This window comes from Rothia sp. 11254D007BW (assembly GCF_053548195.1).
Genome location: NZ_JBPWPK010000001.1, coordinates 107426 through 124815, shown reverse-complemented (window position 1 = coordinate 124815; position 17390 = coordinate 107426). Strand labels below are relative to the sequence as shown.

Below are 17390 nucleotides of genomic sequence, written 5' to 3'. Positions count from 1 at the left end.
GGGGCGGTGTGGTCCTGCCCCTCAAACAGAATACCCAGCTTCGCGGCCTCTCAGGGTGAGGCTACGGCTGGGTATCTATTCTTTGAAAAAACTTCATCTTCGCCTAGGCGCGGCGGCGCTTCAGCACATCGTCAAGGTTGAGGCTTGCTGCCTCGGCCAGGGTCTGGGTCTGGCTCTTCGGCGCTACCTCGGTATCAAGAGGTGCAGGAGCTTCCCTGCGGACGGTCTCTGTCTCAAGGTAAGTAGGCAGGGGTACCTCTGTGACCTGCCAGCGGGTATCGGGCAGAGCCTCGTCCATACGCAGGCGGGTTGAGGCCTGTTGTTCAGTTGCCTCGACCTCAGATGTCAGCACCGGGGCAGTCGATACCGGGTGATGCTGAGTTTTGGCCCGCCGGAGGGCCTTAGCCGCGTGGCTGACCGGCATCTGCTGGCGGGCACGAGCAGGACGCTCGGGGGCAGGCTTCAGCTCGACAGTAGAGACGGTAGCTGCTGGGCGACCCTGCTGGTTGCTGGGTGCGCGAGAGGTGCCTGAGGGGGCAGAAGGACGCCGCTGGGCCTGGCGCTGTTCAACAGCCAGTACGGTGCGGGCCCGCCTACGGTCGCGGTCACGCAGGGCCAAAACACGCAAGGTAGCCAGGCAAGCCAGGCTAGCTAGCAAGAAGAGGAGGGGAAGGAGCGGGGCTGCTCCACCGGTGAGAGACAGAACTCCCGTGACCAGGCTGGCCAGCGCAAAGGCTAGAGCTAGCCCGAACACAGCCAGACGGGTGGTTTTTAGCCGAAAAGCCGGGGCGGTTTCGGTCGCGGCCTGAGCCGGAGGGGCGGACGGCGCACGGCGGGCCTCAGCCTCGCTGGCGTGGCTCTCAACAATATCGGCAACGAACTTCTCAGCCCCGATGCTGGTCACAGAATCTGACTTACGGCGGCGCACAACGAGCCCAAGGCCAACCAGCACACATACCAGCAAAATAAGGCCTGAACCACTCAGGAAGTCCATCGCTGCCCCCGTTCTTTATCTCTGTGACACAAATATCTAGTTCATTCTACCCCAGCTCTCTCAAACAGAGCAGGCCATGAGACAAGAACTGGGTACCTTCTAGAAGGTACCCAGTTCTTCTGCTTCCAAGCTACTCACTACCGAACGGTTCAAGGCCTCCCTTAGCCCCGCGTCCGCCCAGCAGTAGCATCAGGGCTTACAGCTCGGCTGCGAATTCCTTAATCCAGGTACGCAGCTCAGGGCCCAGATCATCGCGCTCAGCAGCGAGAATGACGTTGGCCTTGAGGTAGGAGAGCTTGTCGCCGGTGTCGAAACGGCGGCCCTTGAAGACCACGCCGTAGACACCTTCGCCCTCGCCGGTGCCCTGAGCCAGAGTCTGCAGGGCGTCGGTCAGCTGGATTTCATCGCCGCGGCCCGGTGCGGTATTTTCCAGCACCTCAAAGACCTTGGGGGAAAGAACATAGCGGCCGATGACGGCCAGGTTTGAGGGGGCATCCTCAACAGCGGGCTTTTCGACCAGGCCGGTGACCTTAACGAAGCCGTCCTCGCCCTCAACAGCCTGCACTGCAGCACAGCCGTAAGCAGAAATCTGCTCTTCGGGGACCTCCATCAGGGCAACGACAGAGCCGCCGGTCTTCTGCTGGACAGCAACCATAGCAGAGAGCAGGTCTTCTTTTTCGTCAATCAGGTCATCACCCAGCAAAACCGCGAAGGGCTCATTGCCAACGTGGACCTTGCCGCGCAGTACAGCGTGGCCCAGACCCTTGGGGTCGCCCTGGCGGACATAGTGGATCTCACCCAGGTCGTTGGAATCTTCAACGCTCTTGAGCAGGGCGTCCTTGCCCTGGTCAGCGAGCTGCTGTTCCAGACCGGGTACACGGTCAAAGTGGTCCTCTAGGGCACGCTTGTTGCGGCCGGTAATCATCAAAACGTCGTTCAGGCCAGCGCGAATGGCTTCTTCGACAACGTACTGAATCGCAGGGCGGTCCACCACGGGCAGCATCTCCTTAGGAGTGGCCTTGGTGGCGGGAAGGAAGCGAGTGCCGAGACCGGCGGCAGGAATCACAGCCTTGGTCACGGAGAGTGATTTATTTTCAGTCATACCTTTCAGAATACCCAAATTTTAGAGTTTGTCTGCATTCGCTGCCCTAAAGAGGGGTAAATTGTGACTAGATTCAGCTAACACTTCTTCAGGAGGGCACCCATGAGCTCTACTAGATCAGCAAGCACCACCCAGGCTAAGGCCTTTGCCCGCAGCTACCTGCGCAGACGCCGAACCCACAACCCACCGCACCAAGAAACGGCTCAGGGCTTTGAACGCACCCTAGCTCCCCTCTGGCAAGGCCTCCCTACAGGCAGCACCCTTGCCGCCTTTCTTCCCCTTCCCGCTGAGCCTCCCCTTCTGCCAGCCCTTACCCGGGCAGTAGCTGAGGGGTACCGGGTGCTGGTGCCGGTCGTCCGTCCCCGGCGTCAGCTGGCCTGGGTAGAGTGGCAGCCACAGGTAGAATACACCGTCAATGCGCTGGGTATCGCAGAGCCGATAGGCGAGCGCCACGGGGCTGAAGCCTTTATCCAGGCAGACCTGCGCCTGGTACCTGCCCTTGCCTACGACCTGGCGGGGCGGCGGCTGGGGCAGGGCGGCGGCTACTATGACCGGCTTTTTGAGCAGCTTGGCCCTCTGGCACAAGACCCCTCTACCGTGGGGGTGGTGTTTGAGCGGGAAATCCTTGATGGTCTGCCTGTAGATAGCTGGGATGCCACACTTCGGTTTGTGGCAACGGAGAATACCCTGCACCGCCTGGGTGATTGAGGACGAGCCGCCAGAACAGAGTAGAATAACCCCCAGATTTATCGCCTATTTGATGGAGTTATCCGTGCCTGTTTACGTTTACCAGTGCAAGAACTGCGGCCACGTGTTTGAGCAGCACCAGTCGTTCTCGGACGACGCGCTCAAGACCTGCCCCGAGTGCGGCCAGGACACCCTGCGCAAGAAGTTCGGCCAGGTCGGTGTGGTTTTCAAGGGGTCTGGTTTCTACGCCAACGATAAGGGCAAATAAGCCCAGAGACGTTCAAGGGGCTGCCTGTCACGGTATGTGGCAGGCAGCCCCTTCTTTTTATTGCCCGTAGTGGGGCGGACGCTGTTCTTTGAGCCAGGTTGCCCGGGCGTCCTCCCCCTCGGTGGGCGGGGCGGACGCACTTGGTTCGGTGAGCCCTGCCAGTTTGGGTTCGGTGCCAGTAAAGGATGAGCCGCCGGTGGCCCGGCGGTGGCCGCGCCGTTTTTTGGGGACGGGGCTGTAGCCGGGGCCAGGGGTTTCAGTTCCTGCTGGCTCAGCGCCTGATGGCTTACTCATTGCGCCCCAGCCCCAGGTAGCTTCCAATCCGGCCGACCAGGGTTTCGGGGTCTGAGAAGACCTCGATAGTCCAGCAGGTCATGTGGTTCCAGCCGGTACGGGCCAGGAGCTCAGGAATCAGGCGGGAGCGTTCGCGCACGCTCATGGCAGCGTAGGCGTCTGAACCGTCAGAGACAACGGCCAGGGGCACTCTCACCGGGGTGGTACGGTCGACGTCCTGCACCATGGTGCGGGCCCGGGGGCTAGCCACTGCCCCGGCCAATAGAGATTCTTCCTCACTCGTTGCGATCAACGAGATCAGGGGAACGTCCGATTCGTGCAGGGTGACCTTGTGCTGGCCCAGGCGGCGCACCAGGTCGTTGAGCAGCCAGTCACCCATGTCGATGGCTTCTAGGTGGTCGTTGGTAAGGAATTCGTTGACCGGTAGCTTGTCGGTGATGGGCTTGGTCAGCTCCTGAGCGGCGCGAGCTTCTTGCTCACGGCGGTAGGCCAGCAGCAGGCGGTAGATATCGAAGGCCCCGTATTCTAGGCGCTGGGGGTCCAGATCTTCGGGGGTCACGCAGGTGACCAGGCGGGTGAGATGGCGGGCGCGGGTGGTAGCAAGCACGAAGCTTTCACGGCCGCTGCGCTCGGAAAGGTGCCCAAAGTGGTGGGCTGCCCCCTGGGCTGTTTTACCGGCGCCAAGGGCGAAGATAATGACGTCCCGTTCCATGTCGACGGCGCGGGAGACATCAACGACGCGGAAGGACTCGTCCCCCGCTGCGAAGTAGGGGGCGAATTGGGGGTAGCGCACCAGTAGCTGGCGGACGGCCTCGGCGATACGCTGGGCGTGACGGGCTGTGGTAGTAACTACTGCTAGGGTCTGCTGGGGGCTGCGGTAGGCGTGCTCGATGACCATTTCGGCTACCCGCTGTACCTCAAGGCTGGGTGAATCAAGGGCGGCGTTGTCGGAGACCCGCCCGGTGACGTCCACATATTCCACGGTGAGAGCCGGGGTGCCGTCGGTAATTTCTTCCCCCCAGGGGTAGCTGGTGAGGGCTCCCCGATAGAAGTGTTCGTTGAGGTAGCCAAAGAGGGCGGGGTCAATTGCCCGGTTGACGGTAGCCAAAGACCGGCCAGGCAGTACCTTGGCGAGGGCCTCGAAGGTGCTAACCAGTTTTTGGTTCTTTACCACCGGTGCGTTCTGGGCTACCGCTGAGACCATGAAGGGTGAGGGGAAGCCGCTGTGGGGGTCACCCAGGGCGATGACCTGCTCTGCCCGGATGAGGGCAGGTAGGTTAGCTGCCAGCGGGGTGGATTCGGCATCGAGCAGAATCGCTGCGTCAAAGCGCATGCCGGTGGGCACCTTGCCTGAGAGGGCGAAGGGGCTGGTAATCCACAGGGGTAGTAGGGTGGTGGCCATGGTGGGAGCGTGGGTCAGCACCTGCTGGAGGTTGAACTCGTGGCTCTTGAGCTGGCTGCGCAGGAAGGCCGCTTCGTGGTCGTACTCGTGGATGCGGGCGCGCCAGGTATCGGCTACGCGGGCATGCAGGCGGGCAGGGGCGGACGCCAGGTGCGAGTAGTCTGCACGGCGAAAGCGGGTTTCGAGGTCGCGCAGGGTGTCTGCACTCAGAATCTCAAGTTCTTGAGAGGCCAGCATCATTTCAAGGGCGGTCTGCCACCAGGCAAGTTCTAGTTCAGCAGCTACAGCGCCGCTTTCGAGCTGGCGTTCGTAAAAGTCATCGAGGAGTTCGCCCAAGCCCTGGTCGCTCAGTTCCCGGGTGAGGCGGACGCGCTCAGGCAGGGTGTGTAGGAGCCATTCGTCATCGATGAGGGCGGCGAGCCTCTCTTCGAGCTGGTTGAGGGGGGTGGCTGAGAAGCGGGTGCCGGCCGGGGAATCTTCCAGCACGATAGCTAGCCCCGTGAATTCTTCGAGCAGGGCGGTATAGCGGGCCCGCAGGTCGGCGAGGTTCTCGGGGATAGTGGGGACGCGTTCGTCCTTAGCCAGGCCAATCCATTCTTCGCGCTGACCCTGAACGATAAAGAGGTTCTCGTGTAGGTCTGAGATATTGACGCCGGGCACGATGTATTCTTTGGCGGCCCGGCGCAGGCGGGAGCGCTGGATGCTCGACATGTCGATGCCGTGCTCTCGTCGCCAGGTTCCACTCGCGGTGGCGGCAATCAGGTCGGTGACAGGTCGGTCGAAGATATCGGGGCTGAAGCGGGTGAGGGTATCAGCGATACGTTCGAGCAGGTCAAGCTGGGTTCCCCAGTCGTCCATGGTAGTGGCGGGCTTCAGGCCGGTTTCGTCGGCCATGAGGGTCATGCCCGCTGACACCTCGTTCAGGGAAGTACGCAGGCTCTTGACCAGGGCGTGGGCGGCTTCGGTATCGTCTGAGCTGGTGAGCTTAGCCCGGTGCCAGGCTGAGGCCCGGGTTGAGGGGCGGAAACCGCCAAGGTCAGCTAGACGCTGGAGCTTGTGGACGGTCTCTGTGCGGCGGGTCAGCTCGTCCATGGTGGTGCGGGCTAGACGTACCTGGGTAGAGGGCGCCGGGTCCTGGGCGGTAAGCGCTGCCAGGGTTTGCAGGGCATCGTAGACAGAGCAGCCCCAGCGGGATTCGGTGAACCGCAGCGATTCGGTGTGGCCGCGCAGCTTGGCACGGGTTTCTACCAGTTCCCGGTGGATATCGGTGACGTTGGGGGCGGGAGCCTTCTCATCGCGCACAATCGCTGAGATGAACTCCTGCCGGTAGGCCTCTGAGTCCCGTTCGGTCAGCAGATTGAAGGTGAGGTCGGTGAGGTGGGTGCGTTCCAGCAGACGGTTGAAATCGTTGAGGGTGGAGCGCTTCTCCCCTACCACAAGCACAGATTTCCCCTGGTGAATCAGGGCCGCGGCAATGTTGGCTGCGGTGCCGAGCTGGTCGGTACCGGGAGCGGTGGTCACAGCCAGGGAGTGCCCCAGATGGGCCAGGTCAACGATGTCCTGCCCGCTGGCGTCCGCGTCCACCACCAGCATGTCGGTATCAGGGTCGCGGCTATCAAGGGGTTCGCGAGTGTTGTGGACGGGGGCAACAAAGGGCTGCTCTAACGGGTTGAGCTTGAGCTGGGCAATATCGCGGACGAGCGGGGTATGGGCGGTTGCCGGAAGCTCCCCAGTGCTTTCCTTAAGGTCTGCAAAGGTAGAAATGAAGTAGGTAGAGCGAATCGTCATGCCGGGTACAGCCCCGGTGGTAGCCCGCATGCGCTCAATGACGGGCTCGGGGTCTAGCTTGCGCATGGAGTTGGCCAGTTGGGCGACGTCCATGGTGCCCAGGTCGATGCCGTACTCTTTCTTAATCTGCCGCACCATGGCGGGGTTCAGCTGGGCTGGGCCGGTGAGCTGAACCTCAAAGTCGTCGCTGGTAGGGTGCGGGGTAATAGCAAGAGGAGCCATGAGAATCGGTGCGATAAAGCGCTTCTCCCCCACCATGCCGTCCTCACGGACATCTCTTGAAAGCCAAGAGGCGGTGCCCGCAACGAAGTAACCTGCATCTAGCCCGTGCCCGGTTGCCAGCTCAAAAATCTTGGTGCGCAAGGCTCGAGCCGCTACCATGCCAGCCTCAAGCTTGGCCTTATCGCGCAAGATGGTTGACAGTCGAGTCTTTCGACCCATAAACATCTGGGCTACGCCTGAAGAATTCGCATCAGTGAGGTCAATGTGCACGTAGTCGACCTGGTTGAAGTCCAACATGGCATCGGGGCCAGTGTAGGTTTCCATCTGCTCGGCCCAGGCTTCAAGGCCTGCCTGTACCTGGGCTGTTACCTGTTCATCAGCGGTAGAGTCCGGGGTTTCCAGCGGGGTTTGTGCATGGCCCTGGGACCAGGGTGCGGCGGCACCGGTAGTGCGCTCGTTAGCGGTTTCAGGGTCTACCTGCTCGTTCACTGAATCTACTCTAGCTTTCTGCACGTGTTAACTTCCCTACCATCATAGAGCTTTCGGGCCCGCAGCACAGATTCTCAGACACTACAGGAAGGCCCTGTTCCCAGGGAACAGGGCCGGGGATGGTTTTTAGCCGGTGGCCAGGTTGAAGTAGGCCAGCAGGGTAAGCAGGGATAGCAGACCAAGCAGGGCCATGCCCGCAAGGATAACCCAGCGGAGGCGGGGGGCGAAGGGCTCACGCGGGGCGTCCCAGAGGGAGCGGGTATAGAAGTAGCTCAGCAGGAAGCCAGGAACGTTGCCGGTGAGTAGCTGCTGGGCTACAGCAAACATACCGAAGCTGCGCTCGGTATTTTCGTTTTCGGTTTCTGCTGCCCGCAGCAGACCCACCATAATCAGTGACATGCAGCTGACGATAAAGGCAAGGGCGATAGCGGGTTCGTTCAGCATTTCGCGGAAGTCGACGTTTTCTCCACGCGACACCGCAAACTGGTAGAAGAAGAAAACCATGGGGCTGATAAGCCAGTACCAGAAGAGGAAGGTGCGGAGGCGCTGGGTGTCGCGCAGGGCATAGAGCAGGGCGTTCATGAATTCTTTTCTTGGGTATCGATGTACTGGATGTATTGGCGAACGGTGTAGTCCAGCAGCACGCTCAGAGCCACAAAAGAGTGGTAGGGCTCTTTGGCTGTTCCCGTGACGGTGGGTGTGGACTCGTAGTGGAGGGAAAAATCTGCGGCGGCAGAAATCGTGTTGACGCCAAGTGCTGTAATGGCAATCATCGGGATTTTGCGGGCGGCCAGGGCGCGCACCGTCGGCAGAGCGCTTTCGGTCTCGCCCGAGAGGGAGGCTATGATGACGAGGTCATCGGGCTTCATAACGCCGATGCTCCCCCTAAACTCACTGGAGGCCGGAATAACGTGGGTGAATTTGCCGCAAGCCAGCATGGACTTTGAAAATTCTTGAATAGCGGTGCGCTGGGCAAAACCGGTTCCGTAGCAGTAGATGGTACGAGCCAATTCAATTTTCTTGAGGATGGGCTCGAAGTTGACGTTGGTGAGACCCTCGTAGGTTTTGAGGATGTCGGTGCGGCCGCTCTCTAGAAAATCTGTGTTAGGCGATGCTGCATCTAGAAGTGAATTTTTCACGAAAAACTTCAGTTCGGCAAAGCCAGAGAAGCCTAGCTTCTTCGTCAGGCGGATAATGCTGGACGTTGAGGTGAAGGTCTTGTGGGCCAGAGCGCTAATGGTTGAGTCGGCAACGAACTGCTCGTTGTTGAGCATGAAGGCGAGTATCTCGCGCTCGGTGTCGCTGAGGCGGTTCTGGTGCGCGTTGACGAGTTCCTGTAAGTCCACAAAGGGCTCCTGAAGTTTTGCGGTTCACTGCAATTCTATACAGTATAGGCGCTAAAACATCAGGAGCCCTGTGTTAGGTCATTGGTAGTAGGTGTCTACTTACCAGCATTGACCATTTCTTCGAACTTGTCGCGGACCTGGGGTACGTCCATACCGACGATGACCTGCAGGGCCTTGCCCTTGTTCACCAGGCCGAGTGCGCCAGATGACTTGAAGTCAGCTTCGGTAGCGACCAGTGAGGGGTCATCTACTGAGACGCGCAGGCGGGTGGCGCAGTTGTTCACATCGGTGATATTGGCGGGGCCACCGAGCAGAGCCAGGAAGTCGGTTGCGCGCTGGGTGTAGGGGTCTGATGCTACTGCGGTTGCAGTACCAGCAGCTGCACCTGCGGCAGCGGCACCTTCAGCACCGAGGGTGCCGTTCTTCTTGGCTTCCTTGTAGTCAGCCTTGGTGTAGAGCTTGGTTTCGTCACCGTCTACTTCGCGACCGGGGGTATTGAAGTCGAACTTGAGGATCAGGAAGCGGAAGACGACGAAGTAGATCAGGGTGAAGCACAGACCGATACCGATCTGGGTGAGAACCATACCTGAGTGGTTGGGCCACATGGGGATCCAGTTCTGGAAGAGGAAGTCAATCAGACCGCCGCCCATGTTACCGACAACGCCGAAGGCGTACATGGTAGCTGACATGGTTGCGGCCAGGACTGCGTGTACTGCGAACAGCGGGGGTGCCAGGAAGAGGAAGGTGAATTCGAGGGGCTCGGTGATACCGATCAGGATTGCGCTGAGGCAGACGGGGATCAGCAGAGCCAGGGTTTCCTTGCGCTTTTCGGGGCGAGCAGTGGTGTAGAAGGCTGCTGCGATACCGAGGGGGCCGAAGACCTTGGAGTTACCGTGCAGGGCGAAGCCGCCACCGGGGAAGAGTTCCTTGACGGGGGTGGTTGATGCTGCGAAGGTTTCGAGGTTAGCAACCCAGTACTTGGTGATGCCGTCCGGAACAACGGCGGGACCGAAGACGAAGGGGGTGTAGATGAAGTGGTGCAGGCCGGTGGGGATCAGGATGCGCTCAAGGAAGGTGTAGAGCCATACGCCGAAGACGCCGGATGAGATGAAGAAGCCCTGCAGGGAGCCAATGCCGGTCTGGATGGTGGGCCAGATAGCGACGAAGGCGAGCGCGATAGGCATCATCAGGAAGAAGCCCAGGCCGTAGACGAACTGGGTGCCCTGGAAGATACCGAGGAAGTCGGGCAGCTTGGTGTTGAAGTAGCGGTTGTGCAGCCATACAACGATAGCGGAGATGATGATGGCACCGAAGATGCCGGTGTCGAGGGTCTTGATGCCCGCGATCATCTTCAGACCGGTACCTGCTGCTCCTTCGGAGAGGTCGACAGTGAAGTCGACGCCGAACTTGTCGCCCCAGATGCTGAGGATAGAGTTAACGAAGTAGTTGAAGGTCAGGTAGATCATGCCTGCTTCGAGCACGGCACGGGCCTGGGCGGTCTTAGCCAGAGCGATGGGAAGACCCAGAACAAAGAGGAGTTCCATCTGGTTGAAGACGGTCCATGCGCCTGATTCCCAAACGGACCAGAAGTTGTACCAGCCGGTACCTTCTGCGGCGATGCTGCCCAGAAGCTGCTCGTTCTTGCAGATAATGGCGATACCCACTGCAAGACCGGCGAATGCAAAGATGAGGACGGGGGCCAGCATGGCCGAGCCGAACCTCTGAATCTTCTCCATCATCGGATAAGAACCTTTCGTGTATAGGTGGGGCTCGCCGTCTGCTTGCTGCGTTGGTGTGTGCGGAGCGCCACCCGTGTGATTACTAGCCTTATCTAACCATTCTTTGGCCGAGCGTAGGCGTGATTTGGGGTACTTTGGCATTAATGCCGTGAACCGGCACGTTTTTCGGGAGCGGGTAAAAGTGCCGGGGCTCAGGAGCCGGGTTTGGTGGGGGCAGACAGGCCGGGCGCACCTAGGATGGGTAGCCGTAGGACTCTCCTCGTTGACCCGTGAAAGTGACGCTTGTACTCGATGAAACTATTAACGCTGAACACCCACAGCTGGCTTGAGGTGCACCAGATTCCCAAGATTTTTGAGTTGGCTCAGTTTATTGTGCGGGAGCAGGTTGATGTAGTTGCTCTGCAGGAGGTCAACCAGTTTGTGGAGTCCGCCGTGGTGGATACCCCTCTCGGCTTTGTCGGGGGTGCTGACCGCCCCGTCCGCCAGGATAACTATGCTCTGTTGCTGAACCAGTTTTTGGAGCAGCTGGGTTCCCCCTACCACTGGGCCTGGTCGGTGTCTCATCTGGGATTTGACCGCTATGACGAGGGTGTCGCTCTTTTGACCCGGCAGCCCTTTGAGCGCTGTGAGCTAGTTGATCTTTCGCCGGCGTATACGGATCAGGACGTCGCCCGGCGGGTTGCTGTGGCGGTTCAGCTGGGTGAGGAGTTCGGTGGCGCCTGGGTTGCGAGCGCCCATATGAGTTGGTGGAAACTCGGTGAGGTAGCCCTCTTTGCTGATGAGTTCACCCAGCTAGAGGGGCAGATGAAGCAGCTAGCTAACGGTGCTCCCGTGATTCTTGCCGGCGATTTTAATAATGCGGCTCAGGTGCAGGGTGAAGGTTACGATCTGATGCAGGAGCGGGGCTGGATTGATACCTACACGGTAGCTGAGCAGGTGACCGGCGAGTTTACCGTTCACAAGGCCATCCATGGCTGGGATAATCTCACCCAAGCCCTGCGTATCGACCTTGTGCTGACCGACCGGCCCACGCGCGTCCGCACCCACGATGTCGTCTTCCCCGACACCGACGAAACCGCAATTTCAGACCACTCCGGTCTGCTACTGACCCTCGATATCTAGCCAAACCGCAAAGGAGCACATCATGACAGTCGAAACCCAGTGGTGGCAAGAACCCGTTGTCTACCAGATTTACCCGCGGTCCTTCAACGACTCTAACGGCGACGGCATCGGCGACCTTCCCGGTATCACCGAGAAAATCCCCTACCTAGCCAAGCTCGGGGTGGATGTCATCTGGCTCTCCCCCATCTACAAGTCCCCCAACGACGATAACGGCTACGACATCAGCGACTACCGGGACATCATGGACGAGTTCGGCACCATGGCCGACTTTGATGAGCTCCTTGAGACCGCTCACGCAGCCGGCATCAAGATCATGATGGACCTGGTCGTCAACCATACCTCCGATGAGCACGACTGGTTCGTGCAGGCCAAGAGCAGCCGGGAGAACCCCTACCGCAACTACTACATCTGGAAGGACCCGGCGGGCTTTACCGAGGACGGCACCCCGATTCCGCCCAATAACTGGGTCGCGGCTTTCTCCCCCTCCGTCTGGGAATGGGAGCCTACCACCGAGCAGTTCTACCTGCACCTCTTTTCGACCAAGCAGCCCGACCTCAACTGGGAAAACCCTGTCGTGCGCAACGAGGTCTACGACCTCATGCGCTTCTGGCTCGATAAGGGCGTCGATGGCTTCCGCATGGACGTCATCAACCTGATCTCTAAAGACCCGGCCTACCCCGATGACCCCCAGGTAGCAGCCGGGGGCGGCACCGACTCCATCACCATGGCAGCCAACGGCCCCCGCGTGCACGAGTACCTGGCTGAGATGAACCGCGAGGTGCTCTCCCACTACCCCGTCATTACAGTGGGCGAGGCTCCCGGCGTCACCACCGCCGACGGCCTGCTCTACACCGGCTTTGACCGCGGCGAACTGCAAACCCTCTTCCAGTTCGAGCACATGGGCGTGGACGCCAACCCCAACCCGGCCCTGGGCAAGTGGAACGATGAGCGTTTCGACCTGCGCGACCTCAAGCGGATTCTCACCAAGTGGCAGGTCGATCTAGCTGGCAAGGGCTGGAACGCCAACTACTGGAACAACCACGACCAGCCCCGCGCTGTCTCCCGTTTTGGCAACGATTCTGCTGAGTACCGGGTGGTCTCAGCCAAAATGCTGGGCACCGTGCTACACGGTATGGCAGGTACCCCCTACATCTACCAGGGCGAAGAGCTGGGCATGACCAACGTCTTCTTCACCGACCTGGCCGACTACAACGACCTAGAAATCCACGACCACTACGCCAAGCTGGTCGGCTCCGGTGTGGTCGACCACGACACCATGCTGCGCTACATCTCAGCCTCCGGCCGCGACAACGCCCGCACCCCCATGCAGTGGACGGCCGGTGAGCAGGCTGGCTTCACCAGCGGCACCCCCTGGCTGAAGCTCAACCCCCGCTACACCGAAATCAACGCTGAGGCAGCCCTTGCCGATGAAAACTCGGTCTTCTACCACTACCGCGACCTCATCAATCTGCGCCATGCCCACCCCATCATGGTCAACGGTGTCTACGAGCTCATTGACTCAGCCGAGGCACCCGCCACCGAAGACGGCCAGGTCTACGCCTACCTGCGCCAGGGCACCGGCCCCACCGACGGCCAAACCCTGCTGGTCATCGCCAACTTCACTCAGGACGTCCTGACCCGCACCTTCACCGAACCGGCTGGCAAGCGCACTCTGATCAGCAGCAACTACACCGACGACCAGGGCGCAACCCTGCGCCCCTACGAAGCAAAGATTTACCTCTACGAAAGGGACTAAACCATGGCAGATAATTCAGGAAAGACCTGGTGGAAGGAAGCGGTCGTCTACCAGATTTGGCCGCGCAGCTTCAACGACTCCAACGGCGACGGTATCGGCGATATCCCCGGCATCACCGCCCGCCTGCCCTACCTGGCAGACCTGGGAATTAACGTCATCTGGCTCTCCCCCGTATTCGCCTCCCCCAACGACGACATGGGCTACGACATCTCCGACTACCGGGCTATTATGCCCGAGTTCGGCACCATGGACGACTTCGATACCATGCTCGAAACCGCCCACTCTCTCGGTATCAAGATCCTGATGGACCTGGTGGTCAATCACTCCTCCGATGAGCACGAGTGGTTCGAAAAGTCCCGTGCCTCCCGCGATAACGACTACCGCGACTACTACATCTGGCGGGATTCCTCAGGGGTTGATGAGGACGGTAAGCCCCTACCCCCCAATAACTGGGGCAGCGAATTCGGCGGCCCGGCCTGGGAATACGATGAAACCACCGACCAGTGGTACCTGCACATGTTCTCCCGCAAGCAGCCCGACCTCAACTGGGAGAACCCCAAGGTCCGCCAGGAAATCTTTGACCTGGTCACCTTCTGGCTCGATAAGGGCGTCGACGGCTTCCGCCTGGACGCTATCAACATCATCTCCAAGCCCGAGGGCCTGCCCGATGACCCCAGCGTCGACCCCGAAAAGCACTCATCTTCCATTCCTTTCGTGATTGAAAACGGCACCAAGGTGCACGAGTGGATGCACGAGCTCAACATGGAAACCTTTGACAAGTACGACTGCATGACCGTGGGCGAGATGAGCGCCACCGGCCCCGAGGAAGCCGTCCAGTTCTCCGGTTTCACCACCGATGAGCTGCACATGATCTTCCACTTTGAGCACATGGGCCTGGACTCTGATCCCGAGACCGGCATGGGCAAGTGGTCCCGCAAACCCGTTGAGCTGACCGAGATGAAGCAGATACTCAACACCTGGCAGACCGAGCTGGACGGCAAGGCCTGGGGTTCGCTCTACTGGAACAACCACGATCAGCCCCGCCTCATCTCCCGCTTTGGTAACGATTCACCCGAGTACCGGGAGCTCTCCGGCAAGATGCTGGCCACCGTGCTGCACGGTATGCAGGGCACCCCCTACATCTACCAGGGCGAAGAGTTCGGCATGACCAATGTGCAGTTCGACTCCATTGAGGACTACAAGGACCTTGATTCGATTAACTTCTACACCGATATGGTCACCGAACATGACCGCATGAGCTCGGATGAGGCTATGGCCCTGATCTACGCCAAGGGCCGCGATAACGCCCGCACCCCGGTGCAGTGGAGCGCGGACGCCGGTGCCGGCTTTACGAGCGGCACCCCCTGGATTGGGCTGAATGAGAACTACGCCGAGATCAACGCGGCTGAGGCTGTGAACCGTGAGGATTCCCTGTGGCGCTACTACCAGCAGCTGGTAGCCCTGCGCCGGGGCGAGCTGAAAGACCTGCTAGTCTACGCCTCCTTCCTGCCCTTGGACCCCGAAGATTCTGAGGTCTACGCCTACGAGCGCCACGGGGAGGGCGAGAAGCTGCTGGTCGTCGCTAACTTTACCGACGGCGTCCTGAAACGCACCTACCAGGTGCTGGAGGACGCGGACGCCCAGGTGGTGCTAGCCAACTACGCGGACGCCGCCGAGCAGGCTGCTGGCTCTGAGCTGACCCTGCGCCCCTACGAGGCCCGAATCTACCGTATCGCCGCCTAACACTAGGTACCATCTAAATCGGAAAAACCCACGAACCAGGTGGGTTTTTCTGATTTAGATGGTCTTTTCTGTTTTCAAGGACTTCCAGGCCCCCGTCGCCCCCGAACACGAAAACCTGGTCATGCACGCCGAACTCATCACCGAGCACGGCTTCAACCTGCGCGTCTCCGACGGCGCTGCCCTCTCGGAATCCCCGGCGCAGGCCACCACCAACATGGAAGCCTCCATCATCGGTCCCACCGAGGACGTCGACACCGCCCGCCCCTGGTTCGACAAGCTCTCCGACGGCGCAACCAACATCCAGCCCCTCACCGCTGCCCCCTGGGGCGCCACCTTCGGCTCCCTCACCGACAAGTACGGCATCGCCTGGATGTTCAACTTCGGCGGTTAACACATAACCCCGCAACCAAAACAGCCCCTGTCCTCTCCTCCCAGCAGGAGGAAAGGACGGGGGCTATTATCTGCTATCAGTACAAAAACGGAGCCATTACACGTTACCGTTTGGAAATAAGCTTTAACGCAATTGGTCCTGCCGCAGCTGCTACTGCTACCGCTCCTTTTCCTACCATCAAGCCGGCATCTCTTATTTTTTGACGCTTTTCCTTTTCGTTCCCCTCGCAATACCTACATATCTTGTGAGAGATACCTGAATCGGCTATCTGTTTTTTACACTTTAAGCATACAAACACCAAAGTATGTGAGCAGTCCGGGCAAACAACCACATCACTCCTATAGTATTTTGGCTTTCCCTTCGTCTCACATAAGTGGTTTCCACATACTTTTTTACGTCGATCTTTCATCTCAGTCCTTTATTGCTCAACTGCACGAATATAAACAGTTTTTTCACCATCAAGCTGGGAGTTGAAACATTCAACACTCTTCATCTTTCCAGCAAGATTAAACCAAGGGCTATCTGCGAATAAGTGAATGTCAGGGTCTAACTCAGACAGAATGGTTGAGTAGGGAATAATTTCATTGTTTAAAAATTTTGAATATTGGGATATCACTTCAAGCTGTGCATCGGATTCGCCAAGGTTTCCATATAGATGGAACTTTTCTGAATACGCTGCATGAACCAAAATCAAAGATGTTCGAATCTCGCCCATCTTTTGATTAATTACCTGAGTCTTTTTCCCCTTAACCTCAAGGTATTCCTTTTCTACCAGAAATTCAACATTCCTTGATATCTCTTTCTGGAGCTGAGAAATACCCAAACCCAGCTCAGCAAGCCCATTAGCCATCAACTGATATTTAAGGCCGCCCCCTAAAAGGCTTTCAGCTTCTCTTAAACTGAATTTTCCCATTTCAATTCTTGCTGACCGATCATCATGAAGTGAAACCAAGATTCTCTGATTAGTCAGCAAAATATTTGCAAGTAAATCTTTAATATTTTCAATTTCTTGTAACACCGCCTGGTATTGCATTTGATTGAACAAGTCAGGCCCATTCAAAATTCCGTCGACCTTTTCCTGGCGTATTGGAATTTTTGAACCAAACCTTCCCTTGTTAGAATACTGGGCAAAGATTTGCCCGTTCTTATTTTTTGTAAGCTTTACCGCACCATTTGCGATGTCTTTAGCTTGCGATGATGTAAGATCGAGAACATATTTTATTTCAGGATTTTTTATTGACTTCTGCAATGCACCAACTGCGGGTCCAAGCTCTAAAATATAATGAATAATATCATCAGTTGAGACTGAGTCAGATTTATGTATATCATTTTGTTTTACGTGGTTTTTGTTATCGTTCAGGCTACCCGTATCCATTTTCTACTTCTTAGCCGTTCCGTCTCCGTTACCACGTCGCGAGTTCAGTGCTGACTGAACATTATTTGCAGCCGTGTTTCCCAGGTTCTTCAAAAATTTTTGGACCTGCGGGTCTTTTGCTAGTCGAGTCACTTCCTTACGAAGCCATTCGTTCTGGTACGCCTTTTTTGCGACCTGAACTACTCGCTCAATGTTCTGAGCCATCAACCTTCCACCTTTCGAAAGACAAGTTACTCCTACTGAAATTCTATGTCATACCGTCGACAAAAGCTTGAACAGATGAAACACTGTGAACCTCAAATGCCCTCTTACTTACTCTCCATTTGGAGGTAAAACCCTACTTCAAGGATGATTAATCCTACTGTTGTCTTACTGTTTATGCTTCCATAGGCAGGGCAGGAAACCACACTTGGCGTTCTAGCTGGCAAGTTCAGCATCGTCTGGGTCTTCAACTTCGGCGGCTAAACCACAGCCCCACGCGCAGAACAGCCCCCGCCCAATCCCCTCAACGGGGAAGGACGGGGGCTGTTCAGGTATACGAGGCCCGCAAGCGGCGGTCGCACTAAGCCGGCCATTCCGCTCGCAGGCTCGCGGAATAACGAAACGAGGAGCTCACTTCGTTCGCAAGCTCCTCGCCTCGCCGCTACGCTATGCTCGGCGAATAAACCGATT

15 protein-coding genes are annotated in these 17390 nt (G+C 58.2%); 6 read left to right on the top strand and 9 right to left on the bottom strand.

Going from position 1 to position 17390, the window contains the following annotated elements; translation table 11 throughout:
- Positions 1-103: 103 nt before the first annotated feature.
- Together ACEE43_RS00580 and galU are read right to left on the bottom strand one after the other, a co-directional pair.
- The gene (locus tag ACEE43_RS00580; RefSeq protein WP_449107491.1) at positions 104-952 is read right to left on the bottom strand and encodes a hypothetical protein; all 849 of its coding nucleotides are present in this window, start codon (positions 950-952) and stop codon (positions 104-106) included.
- A gap of 238 nt (positions 953-1190) precedes the next feature.
- The gene (gene galU / locus ACEE43_RS00575; protein ID WP_237194634.1) at positions 1191-2096 is read right to left on the bottom strand and encodes a UTP--glucose-1-phosphate uridylyltransferase GalU; all 906 of its coding nucleotides are present in this window, start codon (positions 2094-2096) and stop codon (positions 1191-1193) included.
- 102 nt (positions 2097-2198) lie between these two features.
- Between galU and ACEE43_RS00570 the strand changes: the two genes are divergently transcribed.
- Both ACEE43_RS00570 and ACEE43_RS00565 read left to right on the top strand, forming a co-directional pair.
- On the top strand, positions 2199-2804 hold the full coding sequence (locus ACEE43_RS00570) for a 5-formyltetrahydrofolate cyclo-ligase (protein ID WP_449107490.1): 606 nt from the start codon (positions 2199-2201) through the stop codon (positions 2802-2804).
- Between the two features lie 64 nt (positions 2805-2868).
- Complete coding sequence (locus ACEE43_RS00565) at positions 2869-3051, top strand: FmdB family zinc ribbon protein (RefSeq protein WP_135013206.1); 183 nt, start codon at positions 2869-2871, stop codon at positions 3049-3051.
- Between the two features lie 57 nt (positions 3052-3108).
- On the opposite strand, the gene ACEE43_RS00560 is transcribed toward ACEE43_RS00565, so the two are convergent.
- From ACEE43_RS00560 to ACEE43_RS00540, 5 genes are all read right to left on the bottom strand, one after another.
- Positions 3109-3345 carry a hypothetical protein gene (locus ACEE43_RS00560; RefSeq protein WP_449107489.1) on the bottom strand — a complete coding sequence of 79 codons (237 nt, stop codon included), beginning with the start codon at positions 3343-3345 and terminating at the stop codon, positions 3109-3111.
- Positions 3338-7246: a DEAD/DEAH box helicase gene (locus ACEE43_RS00555; RefSeq protein WP_449107488.1), complete on the bottom strand. Its 3909-nt coding sequence runs from the start codon at positions 7244-7246 to the stop codon at positions 3338-3340. Before ACEE43_RS00555 ends, ACEE43_RS00560 begins: the two co-directional genes overlap by 8 nt.
- A gap of 126 nt (positions 7247-7372) precedes the next feature.
- Positions 7373-7828, bottom strand: coding sequence for a cell shape determination protein CcmA (locus ACEE43_RS00550; RefSeq protein ID WP_237206238.1), 456 nt, complete (start codon positions 7826-7828; stop codon positions 7373-7375).
- A complete protein-coding gene (locus tag ACEE43_RS00545; protein ID WP_449107487.1) occupies positions 7825-8592 on the bottom strand; it encodes a MurR/RpiR family transcriptional regulator in 768 nt (255 codons plus the stop codon). The genes ACEE43_RS00550 and ACEE43_RS00545 overlap by 4 nt, the downstream gene beginning before the upstream one ends.
- Before the next feature lie 95 nt (positions 8593-8687).
- On the bottom strand, positions 8688-10331 hold the full coding sequence (locus ACEE43_RS00540) for an alpha-glucoside-specific PTS transporter subunit IIBC (RefSeq protein WP_237204649.1): 1644 nt from the start codon (positions 10329-10331) through the stop codon (positions 8688-8690).
- A 291-nt stretch (positions 10332-10622) separates the two neighbouring features.
- Between ACEE43_RS00540 and ACEE43_RS00535 the strand changes: the two genes are divergently transcribed.
- The 4 genes from ACEE43_RS00535 to ACEE43_RS00520 are packed head-to-tail and all read left to right on the top strand — an operon-like array spanning position 10623 to position 15343.
- Positions 10623-11453, top strand: a complete 831-nt coding sequence (locus tag ACEE43_RS00535; protein ID WP_449107486.1) for an endonuclease/exonuclease/phosphatase family protein — start codon at positions 10623-10625, stop codon at positions 11451-11453.
- A 22-nt stretch (positions 11454-11475) separates the two neighbouring features.
- Entirely contained in the window at positions 11476-13209 is a 1734-nt protein-coding gene (locus ACEE43_RS00530) for an alpha-glucosidase (RefSeq protein ID WP_449107485.1), read from the top strand.
- Positions 13210-13212: 3 nt separating this feature from the next.
- Positions 13213-14952, top strand: a complete 1740-nt coding sequence (locus tag ACEE43_RS00525; protein WP_449107484.1) for a glycoside hydrolase family 13 protein — start codon at positions 13213-13215, stop codon at positions 14950-14952.
- Between the two features lie 58 nt (positions 14953-15010).
- On the top strand, positions 15011-15343 hold the full coding sequence (locus ACEE43_RS00520; RefSeq protein ID WP_449107483.1) for a VOC family protein: 333 nt from the start codon (positions 15011-15013) through the stop codon (positions 15341-15343).
- A 418-nt stretch (positions 15344-15761) separates the two neighbouring features.
- Here ACEE43_RS00520 and ACEE43_RS00515 read toward each other — a convergent pair whose 3' ends face one another.
- Both ACEE43_RS00515 and ACEE43_RS00510 read right to left on the bottom strand, forming a co-directional pair.
- Entirely contained in the window at positions 15762-16718 is a 957-nt protein-coding gene (locus ACEE43_RS00515; RefSeq protein ID WP_449107482.1) for a hypothetical protein, read from the bottom strand.
- A 3-nt stretch (positions 16719-16721) separates the two neighbouring features.
- Positions 16722-16922, bottom strand: coding sequence for a hypothetical protein (locus tag ACEE43_RS00510; RefSeq protein ID WP_449122290.1), 201 nt, complete (start codon positions 16920-16922; stop codon positions 16722-16724).
- Positions 16923-17390 lie beyond the last annotated feature (468 nt).